The 19,307-nt window shown below is 71.6% G+C and carries 19 protein-coding genes; 5 read left to right on the top strand and 14 right to left on the bottom strand.

Translation table 11 applies throughout. The annotated features are described in order from the left end of the window. Positions 1-46: 46 nt before the first annotated feature. Positions 47-1,045, bottom strand: coding sequence for a CHAD domain-containing protein (locus tag CKO33_RS06415; protein ID WP_200180488.1), 999 nt, complete (start codon positions 1,043-1,045; stop codon positions 47-49). Between the two features lie 104 nt (positions 1,046-1,149). Continuing rightward, positions 1,150-1,596 (bottom strand): DoxX family protein, encoded by a 447-nt coding sequence (locus CKO33_RS06410; RefSeq protein ID WP_200180487.1) that lies wholly within the window; start codon positions 1,594-1,596, stop codon positions 1,150-1,152. 256 nt (positions 1,597-1,852) lie between these two features. On the opposite strand from CKO33_RS06410, the gene CKO33_RS06405 reads away from it, so the two are divergent. Continuing rightward, positions 1,853-2,509, top strand: coding sequence for a hypothetical protein (locus CKO33_RS06405; RefSeq protein ID WP_200180485.1), 657 nt, complete (start codon positions 1,853-1,855; stop codon positions 2,507-2,509). Here the strand turns inward: CKO33_RS06405 and nfi are convergent. From nfi to cobA, 7 genes are all read right to left on the bottom strand, one after another. Further along, entirely contained in the window at positions 2,497-3,204 is a 708-nt protein-coding gene (nfi, locus tag CKO33_RS06400; RefSeq protein ID WP_200180483.1) for a deoxyribonuclease V, read from the bottom strand. The two genes, CKO33_RS06405 and nfi, sit on opposite strands and share 13 nt — an antisense overlap. Further along, positions 3,188-5,248, bottom strand: a complete 2,061-nt coding sequence (recG, locus tag CKO33_RS06395) for an ATP-dependent DNA helicase RecG (RefSeq protein WP_200180481.1) — start codon at positions 5,246-5,248, stop codon at positions 3,188-3,190. The genes nfi and recG overlap by 17 nt, the downstream gene beginning before the upstream one ends. Before the next feature lie 234 nt (positions 5,249-5,482). Further along, on the bottom strand, positions 5,483-5,866 hold the full coding sequence (locus tag CKO33_RS06390; RefSeq protein WP_200180479.1) for a RidA family protein: 384 nt from the start codon (positions 5,864-5,866) through the stop codon (positions 5,483-5,485). 65 nt (positions 5,867-5,931) lie between these two features. After that, complete coding sequence (lysA, locus tag CKO33_RS06385) at positions 5,932-7,182, bottom strand: diaminopimelate decarboxylase (RefSeq protein WP_200180477.1); 1,251 nt, start codon at positions 7,180-7,182, stop codon at positions 5,932-5,934. 38 nt (positions 7,183-7,220) lie between these two features. Continuing rightward, complete coding sequence (gene lptM / locus CKO33_RS06380) at positions 7,221-7,358, bottom strand: LPS translocon maturation chaperone LptM (protein WP_200180475.1); 138 nt, start codon at positions 7,356-7,358, stop codon at positions 7,221-7,223. A gap of 94 nt (positions 7,359-7,452) precedes the next feature. Then, complete coding sequence (gene greB / locus CKO33_RS06375) at positions 7,453-7,959, bottom strand: transcription elongation factor GreB (RefSeq protein ID WP_200180473.1); 507 nt, start codon at positions 7,957-7,959, stop codon at positions 7,453-7,455. Positions 7,960-8,004: 45 nt separating this feature from the next. Next, entirely contained in the window at positions 8,005-8,868 is an 864-nt protein-coding gene (cobA, locus tag CKO33_RS06370) for a uroporphyrinogen-III C-methyltransferase (protein ID WP_200180466.1), read from the bottom strand. A 21-nt stretch (positions 8,869-8,889) separates the two neighbouring features. On the opposite strand from cobA, the gene CKO33_RS06365 reads away from it, so the two are divergent. Beyond that, positions 8,890-9,996 (top strand): cobalt-precorrin-5B (C(1))-methyltransferase, encoded by a 1,107-nt coding sequence (locus CKO33_RS06365; RefSeq protein ID WP_200180464.1) that lies wholly within the window; start codon positions 8,890-8,892, stop codon positions 9,994-9,996. 16 nt (positions 9,997-10,012) lie between these two features. Here CKO33_RS06365 and cobM read toward each other — a convergent pair whose 3' ends face one another. Further along, positions 10,013-10,795 (bottom strand): precorrin-4 C(11)-methyltransferase, encoded by a 783-nt coding sequence (gene cobM / locus CKO33_RS06360; protein ID WP_200180462.1) that lies wholly within the window; start codon positions 10,793-10,795, stop codon positions 10,013-10,015. A 304-nt stretch (positions 10,796-11,099) separates the two neighbouring features. Then, the gene (gene cbiE, locus CKO33_RS06355) at positions 11,100-12,335 is read right to left on the bottom strand and encodes a precorrin-6y C5,15-methyltransferase (decarboxylating) subunit CbiE (protein WP_338081742.1); all 1,236 of its coding nucleotides are present in this window, start codon (positions 12,333-12,335) and stop codon (positions 11,100-11,102) included. Positions 12,336-12,413: 78 nt separating this feature from the next. On the opposite strand from cbiE, the gene CKO33_RS06350 reads away from it, so the two are divergent. Further along, the gene (locus CKO33_RS06350; RefSeq protein ID WP_200180458.1) at positions 12,414-13,184 is read left to right on the top strand and encodes a cobalt-precorrin-6A reductase; all 771 of its coding nucleotides are present in this window, start codon (positions 12,414-12,416) and stop codon (positions 13,182-13,184) included. Here CKO33_RS06350 and cobJ read toward each other — a convergent pair. Genes cobJ through CKO33_RS06335 form a run of 3 tightly spaced genes read right to left on the bottom strand, consistent with a single transcriptional unit; the run spans position 13,181 to position 15,302 of the window. Then, positions 13,181-13,942 carry a precorrin-3B C(17)-methyltransferase gene (gene cobJ / locus CKO33_RS06345; protein WP_200180457.1) on the bottom strand — a complete coding sequence of 254 codons (762 nt, stop codon included), beginning with the start codon at positions 13,940-13,942 and terminating at the stop codon, positions 13,181-13,183. The genes CKO33_RS06350 and cobJ overlap by 4 nt on opposite strands. Next, on the bottom strand, positions 13,939-14,673 hold the full coding sequence (locus CKO33_RS06340) for a precorrin-2 C(20)-methyltransferase (protein ID WP_200180455.1): 735 nt from the start codon (positions 14,671-14,673) through the stop codon (positions 13,939-13,941). Before CKO33_RS06340 ends, cobJ begins: the two co-directional genes overlap by 4 nt. Beyond that, positions 14,670-15,302: a precorrin-8X methylmutase gene (locus CKO33_RS06335; RefSeq protein ID WP_200180454.1), complete on the bottom strand. Its 633-nt coding sequence runs from the start codon at positions 15,300-15,302 to the stop codon at positions 14,670-14,672. The genes CKO33_RS06340 and CKO33_RS06335 overlap by 4 nt, the downstream gene beginning before the upstream one ends. Positions 15,303-15,583: 281 nt before the next feature. Between CKO33_RS06335 and CKO33_RS13825 the strand changes: the two genes are divergently transcribed. Then, positions 15,584-17,668 (top strand): PAS domain-containing hybrid sensor histidine kinase/response regulator, encoded by a 2,085-nt coding sequence (locus CKO33_RS13825; RefSeq protein ID WP_200180452.1) that lies wholly within the window; start codon positions 15,584-15,586, stop codon positions 17,666-17,668. Continuing rightward, positions 17,562-19,304, top strand: coding sequence for a sensor domain-containing diguanylate cyclase (locus tag CKO33_RS06325; RefSeq protein ID WP_200180445.1), 1,743 nt, complete (start codon positions 17,562-17,564; stop codon positions 19,302-19,304). Before CKO33_RS13825 ends, CKO33_RS06325 begins: the two co-directional genes overlap by 107 nt. Positions 19,305-19,307 lie beyond the last annotated feature (3 nt).

Here is a 19,307-nt window from a genome sequence, read left to right as displayed (position 1 = left end):
GATTGAGGGATTCGATTGCAATCGAATCGGAGAGGGCGACCCTCCTTCAGGGCATGGCCGCAGCGCCCCCCGCAGCCGCAAGCTGCCCCCGGGCCTGCGCCAGCTGCTCCAGGAAGCGGTGCACATCGCCATCATCCCACTTGGCCGCCAGGCGGGACATGAGGTGCTCGTTGCGGTCCCGCACCTCCCGGGCCAGGCTCATCAGCCCCGCCCGTTCATCCTGGCGCCGCGCCGTCTCCACCGCCGGATCCTCGGGACCGAGTTGCAGCGTCAGGTCGATGAGCCGGCGCATGCGCTCGGCGCCGGCCTCCTCCGAGGCCTGCCCCAGTTCCTCGGAAAGGACCTGCAGGTCGTGGATCTCCCCCATCAGATCCTGCATCTCCTTGAGCTCCTTCACCAGCGCGCCGCCGCCCTCCAGTTCATCCGCCACCGGCTCCAGCAGGTAGCGCAGACGCTTGCCGGCGATGCGGGCGCGGTGGATCTCCGCCTCGGCCGACTCGCCGTGGATCCGCGCCAGGTGTTCCCCGAACTCTTCGGCCGCCTCCCCCAGGCGCAGGGCGGTGACCTCGCCGAAGGTGGGGGCCTCGTCCTCGTCCGTATCCACCTCCATGCGGGCCTGCAGGCGCTTGTCCAGGCGCTTGAAGCCCCGTGGCAGCTCCTGGCGCAGATCGGTGTATTCCTCCTCCAGACGCCGCTCCAGGCGCTGCAGCATCCACACATAACCGGGACGCTGGTGGGGCTTGATGCGGTCCCTGCGCTGACGCAGCCAGGCCAGCTGCACCTCCGCATCCCGGGCGGGGCCGGTGATGGCGGCCAGGTCCTTGATGCGGCGGATCAGCTTCTTGGAGAGCCAGCGCCGGGCATAGCCCTTGTGGGCCCGCAGCAGACTGCGCAGCCGCCGCAGGGCCACACGGAAATCGTGCAGGGCCTCCTCGTCGGAGGGATCCTCCAGGCGGGCGCAGGCCTCCCGGGCCCGGGTCAGATAGGTCTTGGACAGGGCCCGCACCACGCGGGGTGCGGGCTGTGCAGCCAGTGCTTCCTTCATGGATCACCAAAGACAATGAACGTTCGCGCCGCCATTAACGCGCAGCCCGATGACAGGATGATGAATGCCGGCGCCCCCGGCCACGGGGGATGCCGGAGCGAACCTCAATCCCGGCGGAAGAGGGCATCCACACCGTAGCGTCCGCAGCCCGCCAGGAGGAAGGTCAGCATCACCGCGCCATAGAGCAACGGCAGTTCCTTGCTGGGGCCGCTGGTGGCGAACACCGGATCCCCGCCATGGGCGATGAAGGCCGCCACGGCCATGGCCCCCAGGATGGCGGCGGCGGCCGGCCGGGTGAACAGCCCTGCCGCCAGGAGCAGGCCCCCCGCCGCCTCCGCCAGGGCCGCCAGCCAGGCGAACAGCAGGGGCGAGGGGAACCCCATCCCCTCCACAAACCCCACGAACCCGGGGGAGGGAGGCAGTTTGCCCAGACCGTGTCCCAGGGCCATCATCAGCCCCGCCGAGACGCGCGCCACCGCCAGACCGGCGTCGGCCAGGGGCGCCCCCGGTGCGGCACCGCCAAAGAGCAGGTGATGGGGATCGAAACGCATGGGTCGGCCTCCTTCTCGGTGTTCGTTGCGGGATGAACCCTGCGCCCCACCCAGCGGCCCCGATTCGCTGACGGGCGTCAGGGGAGGCATCGGCGTGGGGTCGTACACTGTTGCCGCAAATGTGAACCGGATCACTGAACGCACCGGAACCCTGCGGAACCCCACGGGACCGTCACGGACGATCCATGAGTTTGGGCCCAACACAGGCGCCCGGGTTCCGTATCCTCCACCCTTGAGAACCCAAGGAGATCATGCCATGCAATGGACGACACGTCCCCTCTTCGCCGCCACCCTGCTGGGTCTTGGCCTTTATGCCGCCGCCTCCACCACCCAGGCGGAGGGCTTTGCCCTGGGGGCCAAGCTGGGCACCACCGGTCTCGGCCTGGAGGGGACCCTGGGGCTGCGGGACAATCTGAACCTGCGCGGCGGGTTCTACGGCCTGGACTACAGCCGGGAACTGGAAGAGGACGGCATCGAGTACGACGGCGATCTGGAACTGCGCAGCGCCGCCCTGCTGGCCGACTGGCATCCCTTCGGCGGGGGATTTCGGGTGAGCGCCGGCGGCTACTACAACGGCAACGAGTTCGGCGGCTCCGCCGAGGGCAGCCTGGACATCGGCAACGACACCTATGACGCCCGCCTGGACGCCACCGTGGACTGGGACGGCTTCGCCCCCTATCTGGGGGTGGGCTACGGCAACGCCGTGGGCAGCGGCGGCTGGTCCTTCGCCTTCGATCTGGGGGTGATGTTCACCGGCTCGCCCAGCGTGGACCTGGACGGCCAGGTGAACAATGCGGCCCTGCAGGCCCAGTTCGAGGACGACCTGCGCCGGGAGGAGGCCCAGCTGGAGGACGACGTGGAGGACATCAAGTACTACCCCGTCCTCAGCCTGGGGCTGGCCTACCGCTTCTGAGCCGCCCCCTCCCGCCGGGGCCCGTCCCGGCGGGAGGCGATGCGGTCCGCCCGCCGGATGGGCTCCGGCAGGCGGTAGCGGGGGGCGGCCTGCAGCACCAGCTCGCAGGCCGCATCCAGGGACACGCGATGGCCCGTGGAGACATACACGGGGCGCACCCCGGTGCGGGTGCGCAGCACGCGGCCGATCACCTCCCCCCGGTCCGCCAGGGGCACGGCTGAGCCGCGCAGCACCCCCACCTCCCCATGACGCCCCACCAGGCGGGACTTGCCCACCCCCACCGCCGGCAGACCGGTGATCAGACCCAGGTGGGCGGCGATGCCCAGGCGGCGGGGATGGGCGATGCCCTGCCCGTCGCACAGCAGCAGGTCCGGCGGGGCCTGCAGCCCCTCCAGGGCCCGGAGCACCGCCGGGATCTCGCGAAAGGACAGCAGGCCGGGCACATAGGGAAAGGCGGTGGGCAGGCGGGCGACGGCATCCTCCAGGGGCTCCAGATGCGGCCAGGAGAAGACCGACACCACCGCCCGGGTGATCCCGCCCCCCTGCTCGAAGCCCACGTCCACCCCGGCCACCCGCTCCAGGGGACCAAAGCGGTCCGCCCGTTCCACCCGCGGCGCCAGCCGCGTCTGCAGCGCCCGGGCCGCCTCCGGGGACAGGTCCCAGGGGTGGCGCAGATCCTCATGCGATGCGTCCATATTCCTCCACCGCCCCGAGCCAGCGCTGGATCAGGGGATCCACCCGCTGGGGGTGATCCGCCAGGAGCCGGGCCGCCGCCGTCTGCACATCCTCCAGCAGGTCCTGGTCACGCACCAGGTCGGCGATGCGCAACTGCATCATCCCCGTCTGCCGCGTGCCCAGCACCTCCCCGGGGCCCCGCAGTTCCAGGTCGATGCGCGCGATCTCGAAGCCGTCGGTGCTGGAGCGCAGAGCCTCCAGCCGCCGCCGGGCCGTGTCCGACAGGGGGGGATGATACAGCAGCACGCAGGCACTGGCCTCGCGCCCCCGCCCCACCCGGCCCCGCAACTGGTGCAGCTGCGCCAGCCCCAGGCGCTCGGCGTTCTCGATGATCATGAGCGAGGCATTGGGCACGTCCACCCCCACCTCGATGACGGTGGTGGCCACCAGCAACTGCACCTCCCCCGCCTGAAAGCGGGCCATCACCGCCTCCTTCTCCCGGGGCCGCATGCGCCCGTGCACCAGGCCCACGGTGGCCCCCGGCAGGGCCTCCGCCAGCAGGTCCCGGGTCTGCTCCGCCGCCTGGGCCTGAAGCACATCCGATTCCTCCACCAGGGTACAGACCCAGTAGGCCTGGCGGCCCCCGGCCAGGGCGTGGCGGATGCGCTGCACCACCTCGTCGCGGCGGCTGTCGCACACCGCCACGGTGGTCACCGGGGTCCGCCCCGGCGGCAGTTCGTCAATGACGGAGGCGTCCAGGTCGGCGTAGGCGGTCATGGCCAGGGTGCGGGGGATGGGGGTGGCGGTCATGATGAGCTGGTGGGGCAGACGGCCCTCCCCCGCCCCCTTCTCCCGCAGGGCCATGCGCTGGTGCACCCCGAAGCGATGCTGCTCGTCCACCACCACCAGGGCCAGATCCCGGAAGGTCACCTCCCCCTGGAACAGGGCATGGGTGCCCACCGCCACCGCCGCCGTGCCCTCTACCAGGGCCGCGGCCGCCTCCCGCCGGGCCCGGGCCCCCTGCTTGCCGGAGAACCAGACCGTCTCCACCCCCAGGGGGGCCAGCAGGGCACGGAAGTTGCGCAGGTGCTGCTCCGCCAGGATCTCCGTGGGGGCCATCACCGCCGCCTGATACCCCGCCTCCACCGCCTGCAGGCAGGCGGCCACCGCCACCAGGGTCTTGCCCGATCCCACGTCCCCCTGCACCAGGCGCAGCATGGGATGGGGCCGGGCCATGTCCGCCAGGATCTCGGCGATGACCCGCTCCTGGGCCCCGGTGAGGGCGAAGGGCAATGCGCAGCGCAGCCGCTCCAGCAGACGGCCGGGAACGCCCACGGCGGGGGCCGCCCGGGCCGTGGCCCGGGCCCGCAGGCGGCCCAGGCTCAACTGATGGGCCACCAGCTCCTCGAAGGCCAGGCGGCGCTGCGCCGGGTGTCGCCCCTCCAGCAGCTGGGAGACGGCCACGTCCGGTGGCGGGCGGTGCACCGTGCGCAGGGCCGTGGCCAGATCCGGCAGGCCCGTCCCGTCCAGCACCGCCGGGGGCAGGCATTCCGTCAACTGGTCCACCCGCGCCAGGGCCTCATCGGTGAGCCGTCGCAGGGTGGCCTGGTGCAGCCCCTCGGTGGTGGGATAGACGGGGGTCAGACAGTCCTCCACCGGCTCATGGGCGGACCGCAGGACACGGTACTCCGGATGCACCAGCTCCATGCCGGCGCGGCCCATGCGGGCCTCGCCGAAACAGCGCAGCCGGGTGCCGCGCACCAGGGTCTTCTGCTGGGCGGGGGAGAAGTGGAAGAAACGCAGGATCAGACCGCCGGAGCCGTCGCTCAGGTGCACCAGCCACATGCGGCGGCCACGGGTCACCACCTCGGTGTGGTCCACCACCCCCTCCACCACCCCCTCGTCCCCGGGGCGCAGGGTGGCGACGGGCACGATGCGGGTGCGGTCCTGGTAGCGCAGGGGCAGGTGGAAGAGCAGGTCCTGGACGCTGCGGATACCCAGCCGCTCCAGCCTCTGGGCCATGCGCGGCCCCACCCCCCGCAGCGCGGTGACGGGCTCGTTCATGGCGGGGTCGGGGATCGCGGGGGGAGCCTGCGGGGGGCTCCTTGGAGGTCACCCGGTGCGGGGGGTGTCCCTGCAGCGGGCCGCCGTGAATACCTCCCTGTAGGCTTGCGCGCCGCCTCCCTGCGGCGCACACCCGCTTCCGGGACACCCCCCGCACCGGGTGACCGGCGGCCCGGATGGCGCCCCGTGCGCGCAGATGGCGTCCACCCCACCCGCATCGCCACTCGGCGGGGCTCAGCCCAGGACCATGACCGCATCCATCTCCACCGGAGCCCCCTTGGGCAGGCTGGCCACACCGATGGCGGCCCGGGCCGGGTAGGGCTCGGCGAAGTACTCGGTCATGATCTCGTTCACCAGGGCAAAATGCCCCAGGTCCGTGAGGTAGATATTCAGCTTGACGATGTCCGTGAGCCCCCCGCCGGCGGCCGCGGCCACGGCCGCGAGGTTGTCGAAGACCCGTCGCACCTGCGCCTCCAAGGGGCCCTCCACCATCTCCATGGTCTCGGGCACCAGGGGGATCTGGCCGGAGAGATAGACCGTATCCCCGGCCTTCACGGCCTGGGAATAGGGACCGATGGCCCGGGGGGCGTCGGGGGTGGCGATGATCTCACGTGCCATGGAAATGCCTCGTCGGTTGGGTTTTATCTTCTTCCGGTCCTTGCTGCGCGGCCCCAGTCCCGGCCCTAGTCCTCGGGCAGCAGCGATTCCCGGGCCATGAGTTCCTCCAGGGTCTCGCGGCGCGTCACCCCATGGGCCCGGTGCCCGTCCACCATCACCTCCGCGGCGCGGGGACGGGTATTGTAATTGGAGCTCATGACGTAACCGTAGGCCCCGGCGGAACGCACCGCCAGCAGATCCCCCGGCTCCAGGGCCAGGGTGCGGTCCTTGCCCAGGAAGTCCCCCGTCTCGCACACGGGCCCCACCACGTCATAGGCCCGCCCCGCCCCGGGGCGGGGACGCACCGGCACGATCTCCATCCAGGCCTCGTACAGGGCGGGGCGCAGGAGGTCGTTCATGGCCCCGTCCACAATGGCGAAGTCCTTGTGCCCGCTGTGCTTGAGGTAGTTCACCCGGGTGAGCAGCACCCCGGCGTTGCCGGCGATGGCGCGGCCGGGCTCGATGAGGATCTCGTAGCGGCTGTCCCCCAGGGCCTCCATCAGGGCCCGGGCATAGTCCCGGGGTGAGGGCGGGGTCTCGTCCCGGTAGCGGATCCCAAGGCCGCCCCCCAGGTCCAGGTGTTGCAGGGGGATCCCCTCCGCCTCCAGGGTGCGGGCCAGGGCAAGGATCCGCTCCAGGGCGGCGGTGAAGGGCTCCAGGTGGGTGAGCTGCGAGCCGATGTGACAGTCCAGGCCGGCGACGTGCACATGGGACAGCCCCGCCGCCTGACGGTACAGGGCCAGGGCCGTGTCCACGTCCACGCCGAACTTGTTCTCCTTCAGCCCCGTGGAGATATAGGGATGGGTGCGGGCATCCACGTCCGGATTCACCCGCACCGAGACCGGGGCGGTCCGGCCCAGGGCCGCGGCCTCGGCGTTGAGGCGCTGCAGTTCCGGGGCGGATTCCACGTTGAAGCAGCGGATGCCCACCTCCAGGGCGCGGCGCATCTCGTGGGGCTGCTTGCCCACGCCGGAGAAGACCACCCGGCCGGGATCGCCCCCCGCCCGCAGCACCCGCTCCAGCTCCCCCACGGAGACGATGTCGAAACCCGAACCCAGGCGTGCCAGGACATTGAGCACCGCCAGGCTGGCATTGGCCTTCACCGCATAGCAGACGAGATGGGGATGCCCCGACAGGGCCTCGTCGAAGGCCCGCCAGTGGCGCTCCAGGGTGGCCCGGGAATAGACGTACAGCGGTGTGCCATGCTCCGCCGCCAGGGCCTCCAGGCTCACCCCCTCGGCGTGAAGGACACCGTCTTCCAGGTTGAAATGATCCATCCGTTGTCCTGCTTGAAGGTCGAAATGAAACGGGCGGCCTAGCGGTCCGCCTCCCCCGGAGGCGTTTCCCCGGGGAGATACAGATCCCCCCGCTGGCCGCAGCCGGCCAGCAGGCTGGCGCAGCCCAGGAGCATCACCAGGGCGATGCACAACCGACGGGAAACCCATGGACGCATGGCGCACACCTCGCTGAATCAATGCAATACACCGCCGCCGCAGCCGGCGGCGGACCATGCCCTCGTCCCGGCGGATAGCGTGCCGTGACGGGCGTCAGTCCCCGGCCCCGGGATAGGCGATCTCCACCACCTCGTAACGTGCCATCCCCCCCGGCGTGTCCACCTCCACCTCGTCATCCAGGTGGCGCCCCAGCAGGGCGCGGGCCACGGGGGAATCCACGCTGATCCAGCCCCGCTCCGGGTCGAACTCGTCGGCGCCGACGATGCGGTAGGTCACCTCCCTGCCGTCCGCGTCCGCCAGGGTGACCCGGGCCCCGAAGAAGACCCGGTCCCGGTCCGCCGGCGCATCGCGCACCACCTTGAGATCGGGGATGCGCTTCTGAAGATAACGGATGCGCCGGTCGATCTCCCGCAGTTCCTTCTTGCGGTAGATGTACTCGGCGTTCTCCGAGCGATCGCCTTCGGCGGCGGCGGCCGCCAGGTGGCGGGTCACGTCCGCCCTGCGGGTCCACAGTCCGTCCAGTTCCGCCTCCAGGGCGGCGTGGCCCTCGGCGGTGATATAGGGGGAGGAACGGGGGGACGGGGGACGCCAGCGGGACATGGCCGGCAGCTTATCAGATCCCCCGGCGGGTTTCGTAGCACCGGCCTAGGGGGAGGACACCTCCCCCATGGCCTGGGTCACCACCCGCTGCAGGGTGTTGCGGCAGTTGACGATCTCCCCCAGGACGATGATGGCCGGGGCATCCAGACCCTCCCGGCGCAGGGTGTCCAGCAGGGTCTCCAGGGTGGCCACCACCACCCGCTCCTGGGCCGTGGTGGCCCAGGCCACCACCGCCGCCGGGGTCTCGGGGGCCATCCCCCCCTGCCCCAGCCCCTCCAGGATGAACGGCAGGTTCTTCAGGGCCATGTAGAGCACCACCGGCTGGCCCAGGCGGGCCACCAGGGACCAGTCGATACCCTCGGGGGTGGGCCTGCGCCCGGCGCCGTGGCCGGTGGCCAGGAACAGGGCCTGGTTCACCCCCCGGCAGGTGGCGGGGATGCCCACGGCGCTCAGGCCCGCCAGGCCCGAGGTGAGCCCCGGGATCACCCGGTTGCGGATGCCCGCCTCCACCAGCGCCGCCACCTCCTCGCCGCCGCGGCCGAAGATGAAGGGGTCGCCCCCCTTGAGGCGCACCACGCGGAAACCGCGCCGGGCCTGATCCACCAGGGTGGCGGTGATCTCGTCCTGATGGGTGGAGGGCCGGCCGCCGCGCTTGCCGGCGAAGATGCGCACCGCCTGGGGCGGCGCCAGGGCCAGGGTACGGGCGTCGATGAGGGCGTCATGCACCAGGACATCCGCCTGCAGCAGGGCCGACAGGGCGTGCAGGGTGAGCAGCCCCGGATCGCCGGGACCGGCCCCCACGATCCACACCTCGCCGGGCTGCATGCGCGGCATCCCCGGGATCAGGGTCTCCAGGGCCTCCAGCGTCGCCCCGGGGGCGGGATTCGATGATGGGGACAGTGGATTCATCGCTTCGGTATACTCCATGCCATGTCTGATCAGACCCCTTCGCATCAACCCCGGGGGACCGCCCTGCGGCGGGGCTGGACCACCGGGGCCTGTGCCACCGCCGCCACCAAGGCCGCCTTCTCGGCCCTGGCGGGCGGTGGCTTTCCCGATCCGGTGCGCATCACCCTGCCCAAGGGGCTCACCCCCGCCTTTTCCCTGGCCGTGCAGGAGCGGGGCGAGGACTGGGCCCTGGCCGGTGTCGTCAAGGACGCCGGGGATGACCCGGATGTCACCCACGGCGCCCTGGTGCGGGCCACCGTGCGTCGGGGGCCGCCGGGCAGCGGGGTACGGTTCTGCGCCGGCGAGGGGGTGGGCCGGGTGACCCGGGCGGGCCTGCCCGTGGCCATCGGCGAACCCGCCATCAACCCCTCGCCCCGGGCCATGATCCGCCAGGCCGTGGAAGAGGTAGCCGCACAGTGTAACGTGTCCGGCGATGTTCTCGTGGAAATTTCCATCCCCGGGGGGGAAGGGATCGCCGCGGACACCCTCAACCCCCGCCTGGGCATCCTCGGGGGGCTGTCCATCCTCGGCACCACCGGCGTGGTGGTGCCCTTCTCCTGCTCCGCCTGGATCCACGCCATCCAGCGGGGCATCGACGTGGCCCGGGCCGCCGGCCTGGAACACGTGGCCGGTTCCACGGGGCGCACCTCCGAGAAGGCGGTGCAGGCCCATCACCCCCTGCCCGACGCGGCCCTCATCGACATGGGGGACTTCATCGGCGGCATGCTCAAGTACCTGCGCACCCACCCGGTGCCGCGCATCACCGTGGCCGGGGGCATGGCCAAGATCACCAAGCTCTCCCAGGGCTTCATGGACGTGCATTCCCGCCGCGGCCAGGCGGACCTGGGCCAACTGGCCCGGCTCGCGGCCACCGCCGGCGCCGACCCGGACTGCCAGGCCCGCATCGCCGCCTCCAACACGGTGGCCGAGGCCTTCGGCCATGCCCAGGAGGCCGGCGTCCCCCTGGGGGACGCCGTGGCCCGGGCGGCCCACGCGTTTGCCCTGGGGCTCATCGACCCGCAACACAGCCGTCTGGAGATCCTGGTCTTCGACCGCGCCGGCCAACTGGTGGGCCGGGCCGGGGACTGAAAGCCCCCGGCCTCCTTCAATCCGCCCCGGCGGGCCCCTCCGGTCCACCGCCCCGATACCGCCGCCGGTACTCCGGATCGTACAGGGCGCTCTCGCGGAAATCCCGGCTGCCCAGGGCGGGCCCCACCAGGATCAGGGCGGTGCGCTCCACCGGCGAGGCCCGCATCTGCTCCACCAGGGTCCCCAGGGTGCCCCGCACCACCACCTGATCCGGCCAGGTGGCCCGGGCCACCACGGCGGCGGGGCAGTCCTCCCCGTAGAACGGCACCAGCCGCGTCACCACATCCTCCAGACGATGCACGGCCAGATGGATGGCCAGGGTCGCCCCGGTGCGGGCGAAGTGCTCCAGATCCTCCCCGGGGGGCATCTTCGAGGCCCGCCCCGACACCCGGGTGAGGACCAGGCTCTGGCTCACCTCCGGCACCGTCAGCTCCCGCCCCAGCGCCGCCGCTGCGGCACCGAAGGCCGGCACCCCCGGCGTGAGGGTGTAGGGGATGCCGTGGCGCTCCAGGCGGCGGATCTGCTCCGCCACGGCGCTGTACACCGACAGATCCCCCGAGTGCAGCCGCGCCACATCCTCCCCCGCCGCGAAGGCCCGCAGGTATTCGGCCTCGATGGCGTCCAGGTCCAGGGGGGCGGTATCCACCTTGCGCGCCCCGGGGGGACAGTGGTCCAGCACCTCCCGGGGCACGATGGAACCGGCGTAGAGACACACGGGACAGGCCGCCAGCAGGCGCACCCCCCGCAGGGTCATCAGATCCGCCGCGCCGGGACCGGCACCGATGAAATGAACCGTCATGATCGAACCCGTTGCAATCCAGATGAATCATTTCCGAAGGCAGACCCGGGCCCGGGGGGATCCCCGGAGCCGGGTATGCGCCCCAGGGAGGCGGCGCGCAAGCCTACAGGCAGGGATCCACGCCGGCCCGCCGCAGGGGACCACCCCCCAGAGGCAGGTCCGGGCCCGAGGGGATCCCCGGAGGCGGGTGTGCGCCGCAGGGAGGCGGCGCGCAAACCTACAGGGAGGTATGCACGGCGTCCCGCCGCAGGGGATCCCCCCGGGCCCGGACCGGAAACCCGGCCCACCGTTCCAGAAAACGGCATCATCCCTTCTCCACCACCCACTGCAGCACCGGCATGGCGGGCCGGAAGGCATGCAGCCCCCCCACCCGGTCCAGCCGCTCCACCGACAGCCGCGTCAGACTCCCCCCCAAACGTTGCCAGGCCTCCTGCACCACCTGCTGCGTCTCCACCACCACCACATTGGCCACCAGCCGCCCCCCCGGCCGCAGGGCCGCCCAGCAGCGATCGATCACCACCGCATCCCGGGCCCCTCCCCCCAGGAACACCGCATCCGGCGCCGGCAGATCCTCCAGCCCCTCCGGGGCCCGGCCCGTGCGCACCTCCAGCCGGGGCACCCCCAGATCGGCGGCATTGCGCACCGCCCGGGCAGCCCGCTCCGGATGGCTCTCCAGGGCGATGGCCCGGTTGGCCGGATGGGCCAGCAACCACTCGATGGACACCGACCCGGACCCGCAACCCACGTCCCAGAGCAACTCCCCGGCCCGGGGGCTCAGACTGGACAGGGTCACCGCCCGCACCTCCCGCTTGGTGATCTGCCCATCGTGCTCGAACCAGTCATCCGGCAGCCCCGGGGCCCGGGGCAGGATGCGGGCACCCGCCCCAGACCCCACCTCCAGGGCCAGGAGATTCAGCGGATCCACATCCACCAGATCGAAGCCCCCGGCGGTGGTGGTGCGCACCCGCTCCCGGGGACCCCCCAGGGCCTCCAGCACCGTCATGGCCGTCTCCCCCAGGCCCCAGTCCGACAGGGCCCGCGCCACCCGCGCGGGGGTCTGCCCATCGGCGCAGAGCACGAAGACACCCCGCCCCGGCTGCAGGAACGGCCGCAACCCCGCCAGGGGACGGCCCGTGAGGGAGACCACGGGGCAGTCCTGCTGCGCCCAGCCGAGCCGCGCCGCCGCCAGGGCGACACTGGAGGCCTGGGGCAGGCCACGCCATTCCCCCGGGGCCAGATGCGCACGCAGGGTACTGCCCACCCCGAAGAAGAAGGGATCGCCGGAGGCCAGCACCACCACCGGCCGCCCCCGATGGGCCAGGAGCTCCGGCAGGGTGTCCGCCAGGGGCGAGGCCCAGGCCAGACGGCGACCCCGGATCAGGGGATCGGCCAGGGCCAGATGACGCCGCCCCCCCACCACCAGCTCCGCCTGCTCCACCAGCGCCCGCGCCGCCGGCTGCAGCCCCTCGACGCCCTCCTCCCCCAGGCCTATGATGCTCAGCCAGGGTGTGTGCGGGTCTTTCTTTTCGGGATGGGACACGGGATTCGGCATGGATCTCAATGTACCGGACAATGGATTCGACAGACCCCCAAGGCTCCACCTCCCACAGGGCATTCCATGACGGCAGCGACCTCCCCCCTCCGGCTCCTGATCCTCGGCGGCACCGGCGAGGCCATGGCGGTGGCCCGGGCCCTGCAGGGCGACGGGCGCTTCGCCCCCGTGTACTCCGTGGCGGGCCGCACCCGCAACCCCCGGCTACCGGATCTGCCCTCCCGGGTGGGCGGTTTCGGCGGCCCGGAGGGTCTGGCCGCCTACCTGCGGGAACAGGGCGTGCAGGTGCTGCTGGACGCCACCCATCCCTTCGCCGCCCGCATCTCCGCCAATGCCGCCGCCGCCGCACGGGCCACCGGCGTGTCCCTGCTGGCCCTGCGCCGCCCCCTGTGGACCCCGGGCCCCGGGGAGGAGTGGCGCATGGTGGCGGACATGGACGCCGCCGCCCGGGCCCTGGGGGAGGCCCCGAGGCGGGTACTGCTCACCATCGGCCAGCTGGAACTGGCGGCCTTCTGCCGGGCCCCGCAACACCACTACCTGGTGCGCAGCGTGGAACTGCCCGAGATCCGCCCGCCCCGGTGCGAATGCCTCACCCTGCGCGGACCCTTCCAGCTGGAGGACGAACTGGAGCTGATGCGCACCCAGCGCATCGACACCCTGGTGACCAAGAACTCCGGCGGCGAGGCCACCCGGCCCAAACTGGAGGCGGCGCGCCGCTGCGGCGTGGCGGTGGTCATGGTGCAGCGTCCGCCGGTACCGGACGTCGCACAGACCGTACCCGGTCCGGAGGCGGCCCTGGACTGGCTGCGGCAGCGGGCCGGTGCGCCCTGCGGCTAGACCGTACCCCCCACGCGGCGGGGGGTGTAGACCCACGGATCGGCCCCCTCCCGCGGGATCAGGCGGGTCTCGGCATTGCCCACCATCACCAGGGTGCGCATATCCGCCTGCTCCGGCCGCGCCCCGGCCAGGGTGGTGATCTCCACATGCTCCTCGGGCCGGCTCACCGCCCGGGCAAAGATCACCGGCACGCTGCCGGGAAGGTGCCGGCGCAGGCGCGCCAGGGCCTCCCCCAACTGCCAGGGCCGGGCCTTGGAGATGGGGTTGTAGAAGGCCATGGCAAAGCCGGCGCAGGCCGCCGCCTCCAGGCGGTTGAGGATCACCCCCCAGGGCTTGAGGTTATCCGACAGGGAAAGGACGCAGAAATCGTTGCCAAAGGGGGCCCCTAGGCGGGCGGCGGCGGCCAGGACCGCGGAGACCCCGGGGTGTACCGCCACCTCCAGCCCCCGCCAGCGGGGATCACCCTGCTCCATGGCCTCGAACACCGCCGCCGCCATGCCAAAGACCCCGCCGTCCCCGGAGGAGACCACGGCCACCCGCCGGCCCTGTTGCGCCAGCTCCAGGGCCAGGCGGGCGCGCTGGATCTCCTCGCGGTTGTCCGAACCGTGGATGCGCTGCCCGCTGCCCTCCGCCACCCGCTCCAGGTAGGGCACGTAACCCACCAGGTCCGTGGCCTGGGCCAGGGCCCCGGCCGCCCGGGGGCAACGCAGATCCTCGGCACCGGGCCCCAGGCCAATGATGTCCACCCGTCCGCTCATCTCACCCCCTGTCTTCCGGGTACCAGCACGATGGTGAAATAGGGCACCGCCCCATCGGCGGGCCAATCCGCCAGGGGCGTCACCCGCTCCCCCTCCATGCTGCCCCGCTCCACCAGGATGGCCCGCTGCAGCATCCCGGCCCGCTCTAGGGCGGTGCGGATGCGCGGCAGGTTGCGCCCCACCTTCATGAACACGGCGGCATCCGTCCCGCCGAGGCGCTGCACCAGGGCCTCCTCCGAAAGGGTGCCCGGGAGCACGGTGAGCACATCATCGCCATGGGTGATGGGGGCATCGGCCCGGGTCCAGCAGGCGCTCATGCCGGTGATGCCCGGCACCACCTCCGCGGGGAAGCGCCCCGCCAGGCGGTCGTGCAGATACATGTAGGAACCGTAGAAGAAGGGGTCCCCCTCGCAGATCACCGCCACATCCCGGCCCGCCTCCAGGTGCGCCGCCAGCTGCCGGGCGCAGTCGTCGTAGAAGGCGCCCATCTCCTGGTGATAGCGGGGATCGGTCACCGCCACCTCCAGGGTGAAGGGATAGTCCAGGCGCAGCCGGGTCTGCTGCGCCAGCAGATGGGGCTCGGCGATGGTCCAGGCATTGCCGGTGCGCCCGGCCTTGGCAAAGGCGGCCACCACCGGGGCGGCCTGCAGCCGCCGCAGCCCCTTGAGGGTGATCAGCTCCGGATCCCCGGGACCCAGACCGATGCCGAACAGGGTGCCGCTGGCCATCATTCCCGCTCGCAGGCCAGGGCGTTGACAGCCGCCACGGCCATGGCGCTGCCCCCCAGGCGGCCGCGCACGATGACCGACTCCAGATCCGGGCGCTGCGCCAGGGCCTCCTTGGACTCGGCGGCGCCGACAAAGCCCACGGCCATGCCGATGACCAGGGCCGGGCGCGGGGCACCGGCGTCGATGAGCTCCAGCAGATGGAACAGGGCCGTGGGGGCGTTGCCGATGGCCACCACGGCCCCGTCCATGCGCTCGCCCCACAGATCCAGGGCGGCGGCGGAACGGGTGTTGCCGATGCGCCGGGCCAGATCCGGCACCCGCGGATCCCCCAGGGTGCAGAGGATGTCATTGTCCGCCGGCAGGCGGGCGCGGGTGATGCCGTGGGCCACCATCTGGCTGTCGCAGAGGATGGGCCGGCCCGCCTCCAGGGCCTCCTGCCCGGCCCGGGCGGCACCGGGGGTAAAGACCATGTCATCCACCACCCCTACCATGCCGCAGGCATGGATCACCCGCACGGCCACCCGGGCCTCCCCGGGGCTGAAGCGCGCCAGATCCGCCTCGGCGCGGATGGTGGCGAAGGACTGGGCATAGATGGCGGCGCCATCCTTGATGTAGTCGTAGCTCTGGGCCATGGGGAACGGACTCGGGGCGCGGCCGGCGGCGTCACGGAAGGGGGCAAGAGCATAGCGAGTCCCGGCGGGCGGGGCAATGGGCGGCGGCTCCGGGGCGATGGATGCCCCGGAGCGCGACTTGTATGCCCGCGCATAAGGTCTATATTCTCGTGACGCGGCACAGGGGCGAGCCACCGGGCGGGACCCGGCTGCGGGAAACCGCAGTCGTGCCGCGCACGATGCCGGGAAAGGCGGTGTTCCCCCACAACGGCACCGCCCGGATCATTAAGGAGAATGTCATCATGGCCGAGCGCCCCCACCCACTGGAACGCATCGCCGCCCACCTGCCCGCCCTCATCTACCAGTACCGACTGCATCCCGACGGCACCGCCGCCCTCCCCTATGCCAGCAACGCGGTCCATGCGCTCTACGGCCTGTCCCCGGAGGAGGCGACCGGGGATATCAACTGCCTGTTCGAGCGCATCCACCCGGAGGACCGCCAGGGCTTCCAGGACAGCATCACCCGCTCCGCCGAGCAGATGACCCCCTGGCAGGCCGAATACCGCATCCTCCATCCCCATAAGGGGGAGATCTGGGTGCAGGCCCATGCCCTGCCCGAACGCCTGCCTGACGGCAGCATCCTGTGGAGTGGCTACAAGCTGGATATCACCGAACACAAGCGCCTGCAGGCGGAGCTGTCGGAAAGCCGCGCCAAGCTGCAGGAGGCGGGACACCTGGCCCGGCTCGGCCACTTTGAGATCCATCTGGACCGGGGCGAGGTGTGGCTGTCGGATCTGGCCTTCCTCATCCACGGCCACACCCCCGGCACCTTCCGTCCCAGCCTCCGGCGCTACTCCAGGTTGGTGCACCCCGAGGACCGGGACCGCATCAGGGCCGTGCTCAAACAGGCCATCCGCGGCGACATCGACGATGTGCAGACCAGCGAACACCGCATCGTGAAACCGGACGGCACGGTGGCCTGGGTGCATACCGAGACCCGCATCCAACGAAGGCACAAAGGCAGGGGGCGGACCAAGCGCATCTTTGGCACCATACAGGACATCACCGCCCACAAGCGCGTGGAGGAGGATCTGCGGGCCTCCAAGAGCGTCTCCGACCGGGCCAACCAATTGAAATCGGATTTCATCCTGGGGATGAGCCATGAACTGCGCACCCCCATGAACGCCATCCTGGGGTTTGCCCAGCTGCTGGACGCCGACCCGGAACTGAATGCGGATCAGCGGGAGAACGTGCAGGAGATCCTCAAGGCCGGGGACCACCTGCTGGAACTGATGAACGAGATCCTGGACCTGTCCCGGGTGGAATCGGGAAGGATGGAACTGGCCGCCGTCACCGTGGATTGCGAAATCCTGGCCCAGGAGTGCATCACCCTGGCCCGCCCCCTGGCCGAGCCCCGGGGCATCCGCCTGGAATGCCGCGTGGAAGAGACCCCCCATGCCCTGGGGGACGGCCTGCGGCTCAAGCAGGTACTGGTGAACCTGCTCTCCAACGGCATCAAGTACAACCACCCCGAAGGCCGGGTCGATCTCCATGTCCGCCCCCAGGGGGAGTGGGTGCACATGGAGGTCTCCGACACCGGCCACGGCATCCCCCCGGGGCGCTTGGAGGAACTCTTCCAGCCCTTCAACCGCCTGGACCGCACCGAGGTGGAGGGCACGGGCATCGGGCTGGTGATCTGCAAGCGCCTGGTGGAGGCCATGGGGGGTACGATCTCGGTCCAGAGCGAGCCCGGCCGGGGCAGCCGCTTTTGTGTGCGCCTGCCCCGGGCCCGGCCGGAACAGGCGGCAAGGGAGGACATGGGCATCGCCACGGCGCCCACCCGGGAGGCGCCCCGGGCCCGGGGCAGGGTGCTGCATATCGACGACAACCCGGGCAATCTGCGGCTCATGCAGCGCCTGGCGGCCCGCCTGGGGGAGGTGGAACTCATCGTGGCGGCCACCCCCTCCCTGGGCATCGACCTGGCGGTGGCCTATCATCCCGATCTGATCCTGATGGACATCCACATGCCCGGGATCAACGGCTTTGAGGCCCTCCGTACCCTGAGGGACATCCCCACGCTGCAGGACACCCCCGTGGTGGCCCTGACGGCCTGCGCCTCCCGGGACCAGATCCACCGGGGTCAGGAGGCGGGCTTCGACGGCTACCTCACCCTGCCGCTGAACCTCCAGGAGGTGCTGGACACGGTGCACCAGCACCTGCACGACGGGAGTCGGCCCGCGCAGACCGCCCGTAACCAGGAACGCCGCCCTGTCCGAACGTATGCCACGCCTGCCGCCCATCGCCACGCTGTGCCTGCTCCTGGCCCTGACGGTACCGGCCTTTGCCGACCCGGCCTGGCCCGCCCCCCTGCCCCTGGAAGCGGGTGAACGCATCCCCCTGGGCCCCCATGCCGCGGTCTACCTGGACCCCCAGGGGCACAGCGATCCACAGGCCCTGCTGGCGGACCCGGACACCCGCTTCCGCCCCCTGGGGACACACGCCTTCAACCTGGGCATGGCCCCGGGGGTGCTCTGGGTGGCCTTCCAGCTGGACCCCGGCGGGGCCCCGGGGGCGCGCATCCTCAATCTGGACAATCCCCTCTTCGAGCACGTCACCCTGTTCACCCGTGGCCCGGGGGGGCACTGGCACGAGGCCGGTCGCAACCCCAGCGTGGGCCCTTCCGGGGAGCTTCGGCCCGCCTGGCGGCACAGCTTCCGCATCGCGGCGATGGAAGGCGTGAGCCGGCACCTGCTGCGCATCGACAGCGGCCAGGCCCTGCGTTTCCACGCCGAGATCCAGACCCCCGCCGGGCATCGGGCCCAGAGCAATCATTTCTGGCTGGCCCAGGGCTTCTACCACGGGGTGATCCTGGCCCTGGCGCTGTACAACCTGTTTCTGTTTCTCACCCTGCGGGACACCAGCTACGCCTGGTACATCGCCTTCGTGCTCTCCACGGCGGCGTACTTCCTCTTCCAGCGGGGGCTGCATCTGGAATTCCTGCCCCAAGTGCCCATCCCGGTCACCCACGAACTCATGTTCACCGCCCTGGCCCTGATGTCGGTGTTCGGCCTCCAGTTCACCCGGCGGTTTCTCATCACCCGGCGCCGGGATCCGGCCCTGGACCGCCTGCTGCGCCTGCTGCTGCCGGCCCCCCTGCTGGGGGTGGCCCTGAGCCTGTGGGCCGGCCCGGCCGCCGGCGTGCTGTTCTTCTCCCTGGCGGGGCTGGCGGCCATCGTCCTCATCCTTACCGCGGCGGCGCGGGCCCTGTGGCTGCACCGTTTCACCCCCGCGGCCTATCTCCTGGGGGCCTGGTCCGTGCTCATCCTGGGCATGGTGGTGTTCATCCTTGCCGCCCTGGGATGGCTGCCCAACAACGGCCTCACCTACTACGGCGCGCAGGTGGGTTCGGCCCTGGAGACGGTGCTGCTCTCCCTGGCCCTGGCGGACCGCATCCGGGCCCTGCGGGCCGAGCGCGAGGCCCTGGCCCGCCGCGGCGACCAGCTGGAGCGCATCACCCTCACGGATGAACTCACGGGCCTGTTCAACCGCCGCCATCTGGAGCGCCGCCTGCCGGAGATGGTGGCCGGGGCCCGCCGCCGCGGCGATCCCCTGTCGGTGCTCCTCATCGACGCCGACGACTTCAAGCGCATCAACGACACCCATGGCCACCCGGTGGGGGATCAGGTGCTCATCCGCCTGGGCCAGGCCCTGGCGGACAGCGTGCGCCGGGGCGACACCCTGTGCCGCTACGGTGGTGAGGAGTTCGTCGCCCTGCTGCCGGGGGCCGACGCCCGCACGGCCGGGGCGGTGGCCCGGCGCATGCTCCGGGCCGTATCCCGCACCCCCACGCCGCTGCAGCCCCACGAACCGCCCCAGACGGTGAGCATCGGCCTGGCCACCCTGGAACCGGATGACACCCCGAACGGCCTCTTCCTGCGGGCGGACAAGGCCCTCTACGAGGCCAAGCAGTCGGGCAAGAACCGGGTGCGCGGCGGCTCCCGTGAACCCGGGGTGCGTTCCTGAAGG

Source organism: Ectothiorhodospira mobilis (genome assembly GCF_016584115.1).
Lineage (GTDB): Bacteria > Pseudomonadota > Gammaproteobacteria > Ectothiorhodospirales > Ectothiorhodospiraceae > Ectothiorhodospira > Ectothiorhodospira mobilis.
Note: the sequence above shows the minus strand (reverse complement) of the source record. Positions and strands in the feature narration are given on the sequence as shown.